At 48.9% G+C, this 4,825-nt stretch carries 4 protein-coding genes and 1 pseudogene; 3 read left to right on the forward strand and 2 right to left on the reverse strand.

Going from position 1 to position 4,825, the window contains the following annotated elements:
• The coding region (locus Q7V32_RS11450; protein WP_304897117.1) for a transposase at positions 1-418 on the forward strand (418 nt) is incomplete at its 5' end.
• A complete protein-coding gene (locus Q7V32_RS11455) occupies positions 415-1,482 on the forward strand; it encodes an IS3 family transposase (RefSeq protein WP_304897118.1) in 1,068 nt (355 codons plus the stop codon). The genes Q7V32_RS11450 and Q7V32_RS11455, both read left to right, overlap by 4 nt.
• On the opposite strand, the gene istB is transcribed toward Q7V32_RS11455, so the two are convergent.
• Both istB and istA read right to left on the reverse strand, forming a co-directional pair.
• Positions 1,479-2,174, reverse strand: coding sequence for an IS21-like element helper ATPase IstB (gene istB / locus Q7V32_RS11460; RefSeq protein ID WP_370691458.1), 696 nt, complete (start codon positions 2,172-2,174; stop codon positions 1,479-1,481). The two genes, Q7V32_RS11455 and istB, sit on opposite strands and share 4 nt — an antisense overlap.
• Before the next feature lie 150 nt (positions 2,175-2,324).
• Positions 2,325-3,866 carry an IS21 family transposase gene (gene istA / locus Q7V32_RS11465; RefSeq protein WP_304897119.1) on the reverse strand — a complete coding sequence of 514 codons (1,542 nt, stop codon included), beginning with the start codon at positions 3,864-3,866 and terminating at the stop codon, positions 2,325-2,327.
• Positions 3,867-4,052: 186 nt separating this feature from the next.
• On the opposite strand from istA, the pseudogene bet reads away from it, so the two are divergent.
• Positions 4,053-4,670: pseudogene (bet, locus tag Q7V32_RS11470) on the forward strand (phage recombination protein Bet); the annotation flags it as partial.
• Between the last annotated feature and the right edge of the window lie 155 nt (positions 4,671-4,825).

A 4,825-nucleotide genomic window follows, 5' to 3' on the forward strand; every position in this document is an offset into this window, starting at 1 on the left:
AGCAATTGCCGATGACTTAAATATGAGTGTCTTTACTTTGAAAGGCTGGCTTAAACAGACACGATCCAATTCAACTACTAAGACTATGAAACAACAACGTCCTAAAGACTGGAACCGGGAACAACGGTTTGAAGCGTTGCTAGCCTGCGCGGGCTTGGAAGGTGAGGCGCTCAATACCTTTTGCCGCGAACGAGGCCTGTTTACCCATCACCTGCAAACGTGGAAACAAGACTTTATTAAACCGCTTGAGACCGACGAACCAAGCAGCGCATCAAGAAAAGCCGCGAAACCCTTGCAGGACGAGATTGTCCAACTGAAAAAAGACCTACAGCGCAAGGAGAAAGCCCTGGCAGAAGCCGCCGCTTTGTTGATTCTCCAAAAAAAGTACCACGCGTTCTGGGAGGAAAAGGCGCCATGATCCCTCTTGCAGAACGCATCCATTTACTCACCTTGTTTAACGAAGCGGTTGATCACGGCGCCCATAAAGCCAAAGCCGCCGAGGTGATGGGCCTACCGTTGCGCACGTTACAACGATGGCAACGCCCCGAAGCCGTGCCGGTCGACGGTCGAACGCGCCGTCAACAGGCACCGAGCAATCGTTTGAGTGATGAGGAGCGGGCTCGGGTGTTAGCGGTGGCCAACAGCGATGAATTCAAAGACAAAACACCGCATCAAATTGTGCCGATCTTGGCCGAACGCGGTGAGTATTATGCGTCGGAGTCGACGATTTACCGCATTCTTCGCGACGCGAAACAAGTGACTCACCGTCATGCCTGTCGCGCCCCGGTTGAACGCAGCAAGCCCAAAGCCCTCACCGCAACGGCACCGAAACAACTGGTGAGTTGGGATATCACGTATTTGACCAGCCTCGTCAAAGGCCAGTTTTTCTACCTGTATCTGTTCATGGACATTTTCAGCCGTAAGATTGTCGGCTGGCAAGTCTATGAGCAGGAAAACAGCGAGTTGGCCGCCGATCTCGTCAAGGATCTCTGCCAACGCGAAGGCATTCCACCGCACCAATTGGTCTTGCATTCCGATAACGGCAGTCCGATGAAAGGGGCAACACTGCTGGCGACCTTGCAACAGCTCGGCATCGCGCCATCGCGAAGTCGCCCGTCGGTGAGCAATGACAACCCCTATTCCGAGTCATTGTTTAAAACACTGAAATACGGCGCACACTATCCGACGCAACCGTTTGCCTCGCTGATCGCCGCCCGGGAGTGGGTAACCGGCTTTGTGTCCTGGTACAACCACGAGCACCGGCACAGCCGCATTCAATTTGTCACACCCGAGCAACGTCACACCGGTGAAGACCGGGCGATCTTGACGCAACGCCAAGCGGTTTACGAGGCTGCTAAGGCCAAAAAACCGGAGCGTTGGAGTCGTAACACCCGAAACTGGGATTGGCAGCCAGAAGTCTGTTTAAATCCTGATAAACCAAACAATAATGCGGCGAAAAAAACCGACACTACTGTCCACTAATTTTTAACTGATGCGACAACTACGTTGACATTTACCGTAGCATCAGCCAGTGTTGAGTCGCCTATGCTGGCATGCCATTGATCGAGCGGTAGTTGGCTGGTGACAATGGTTGAGCGCGAGCCGTGTCGGTCTTCCAGTATTTCCAGCAGATCACGTCGTTGTTCTGCCGATGGCTTTGCCAGGCCCCAATCATCCAATAACAAGACATCCGTTTTTCCCAAGCGATTAAGGAGTTTACTGTAACTGCCATCCCCTTTAGCCAGCGGCAGCTCCTGGAATAATCTCGGCAAACGCTGATAGATAGCGGTATAGCCTTCACGACAGGCTTTTTGCGCCAAGGCGCAGGCAATCCAGGATTTACCGACACCCGTAGGTCCCGTTATCAGGACATTAAGATGTTTTTTAATCCACTGGCAATCCTGTAAGCTCTGTAATAGCGCTTTATCGAGTCCTCTATCGGCCTGATAATTAATATCTTCCAGACAGGCATTTTGCTTAAGTTTGGCCTGTAGCAAGCGATTTTTAAGGCGCCGGTCAAGACGATCTGTCATTTCTCTATCAACCAATAAACCTAAGCGTTCTTCAAAGCTCATTTGGTCAATAGCGGGGTGTTGCGCCTGATCCTGCAGGCCTTGAATCATGCCATAGAACTTTAAGGTTTTCAGTTTATCGAGTGTGGGGTGATTTAACATAAATAGCCGCCTGTTTTTATCTGATTTGTGGTTTTAACCGGTAACTTCCCCACGCTTTATCACCAAAATACGGTCATAAAGCCAGCTGGAAGTCACCGGCATTGTTAATGCCTTATGAGTCGTGACTTCACGGCTTTTGTCCGTTTTGGGTTAGTGGTAATACTCTGAACCGCGCACATTCTCGTGTTGCTGTGGTAATGCCGATTCTTCCTCTACCACCACAGGTTTACTATCCAGCCCGTGTTTCAAAATAGACGCGATGCTTTTATAGCGACAGGTACCTAATAACAAGGCCCGCGTGCAAGCAGCTTCCAGACGGGCATCACTATAGGCTTTAGCCAGCCGCAGGATACCCAGGCAACTTCGATAGCCTTGTTCAGGATGCCGTCGCTCCTGGAGTACGACAGTGATGACCTGACGAGTTGCTGAGCCTATTTTTCCAGCCCAACTCATGAATCGCTCAGGAGACCATTCACCATAGTGCCGATGGGCTTCCGGTCTATGCGCATCAAGGGTGGTATGCCCGCCTTTCAGCCAGGATCGCAGATGACTGGCAACACGCTCACCCTTTTTAAACACTTCGATGGTGTTTTCAGTGATGCGGGCATCCAGTTGTTGCTTGACCAAGCGATAGGGAACCGAGTAGTAATGCCCCTCGATGTCCACATGGTAGTCAATATGCACACGCACCAGATTCCATTCCGCATAGACATACGGTGTCATGGGTAAGGCTTTAAGTGCCGGCTTATCCAGGTTTTGGAAGAGCTCACTGCGTGACCCAGGCAGCTTTTTAAAAGGCCGTTGATTAAGCTTTAATACCAACTGCTGTATTGCCTGATTAAGCTCAGTAAGTGAAAAGAAGGTGTGGTTGCGCAGTGACGCCAAAATCCAGCGTTCAACGATTTGTACACCCACCTCCGCCTTGGCTTTATCTTTGGGTTTTCTGACACGAGCTGGGACAATCGCGACGCCATAATGCATCGCCATTTCCAGATAAGTCGGATTCAGGTCGGGCTCATAAAGGTGCGCTTTGGTGACGCCTGAGCGCAGGTTATCGGGGACAACCAATTCAGACAAGCCGCCAAAAAAGGTGAAGCTGCGTTGATGAGAACCAATCCAGTCCGGTAAAGATTGCGACCAGGTGGCTTCAGCATAGGTGTAATTGGAAGCCCCCAGCACAGCGACAAAAATCTGTGCCGAACGGATCTCACCGGTACGTGGATCAATCATGGGCAAGGTTTGGCCGGCATAGTCAACAAACAACTTCTCGCCAGCGCGATGCGTTTGCCGCATTGATAGATCCCGCGTACCTAACCAGTTCCGGTACTGGTCACAGAACCAGCTGTATTGATAGCCCTTGGGATGTTGTTCACGGTATTCCTGCCACAATAAAAATAGAGTGACATTCTTTTTTTGCAATTCCTGATGAACCTTTAACAAGTCAGGCGGTACGCGATCTCTGTCTGATGACTTATGCAGTGTAGGAAACAATAACTGCTCTAACTCAGCATCAGTTAACGTATCCGGCAAGGGCCAGGATAGCCCGGCTTGCTCGGCACGTTCCACGTAATTGGCCACAGCTGGCCTTGAGATATTGCAACTTTGGGCAATCTTTCGATCACTCAAATCATTGGCCCATTTCAGGCGCAACACTTCTTTTATTTTTCGCATGGATAACCTATTAGCTGGCATCAGCTTCCTCTTAATAATGATGAAAAGAGGCAGCAGAATATCGTTTAGTTATCCCGCGTCAAAAAACGCTAAAACATCACCACCAGAGGGTGGCAACATTAACCGGAATCAGTGGCAGCTTTAAAATGGAATGTGTGGCAGCATTCGTCTGGAATGGGTGGCAGCTTTGAACCGGAATACGCAACTATTAATAAAAACACCCTGATCAAAAAATTCGCCGACAAGTTTAATTTTCCGGACGAACAGAAATTGATCGACACCTTGAAGGCCACCGCTTTCAAATTAAAAGAAGGCGTTGTTACCGATGAACAAATGAGTGCTTTATTGATCGTTGCTGATCAATACGGCCTGAATCCGTTCACCAAGGAAATCTTTGCTTATCCGGATAAACAGAACGGTATCGTTCCCGTCGTCAGTGTTGATGGATGGTCTCGAATCATCAATCAGCATCCCGATATGGATGGACTTGAATTCGTTTACGACAACGAATGGGTTACAGATTTGGTCGGTGCTAAACCTTGTCCTGCATCTATTGAATGCGTGATTTATCGGAAAGACAGATCGCATCCTATTCGTATTCGCGAGTTTCTTGATGAGATTTATCGTCCTCCTTATAACGGTACTGACAAGCAAGGTAAGTCCTACGTTATTAATGGTCCACATCAAACGCATACCAAGCGTATGCTCCGTCATAAATCATTGATACAGTGCGCACGCATTGCCTTTGGCTTTGTCGGAATTTACGACCAGGATGAAGCCGAGCGTATTATTGAAGGTCAAGCTGTCGTTATGACTGATCCAAGCTCGTCATTGCTGGAACCTAGTGTTTAATTGCAGAAATAATATATTATATCAGCTATACTAGGCATTATGCCTAGAAAAGCGATAGAAATAACACTGACCACCGAACAAAAACAACAGCTTGAAAAAATAGTCCGCAGTCATAGTGCCGAGCGTCG

Source organism: Methylicorpusculum sp. (assembly GCF_030651835.1).
Taxonomy (GTDB): domain Bacteria; phylum Pseudomonadota; class Gammaproteobacteria; order Methylococcales; family Methylomonadaceae; genus Methylicorpusculum.

What these genes read in the sequence shown, in the direction of transcription:
- Q7V32_RS11455 (WP_304897118.1), top strand. Translation starts at nt 415, where the DNA reads ATGATCCCTCTTGCAGAACGCATCCATTTACTCACCTTGTTTAACGAA.
- istB (WP_370691458.1), bottom strand. Translation starts at nt 2,174, where the DNA reads ATGTTAAATCACCCCACACTCGATAAACTGAAAACCTTAAAGTTCTAT.
- istA (WP_304897119.1), bottom strand. Translation starts at nt 3,866, where the DNA reads ATGCCAGCTAATAGGTTATCCATGCGAAAAATAAAAGAAGTGTTGCGC.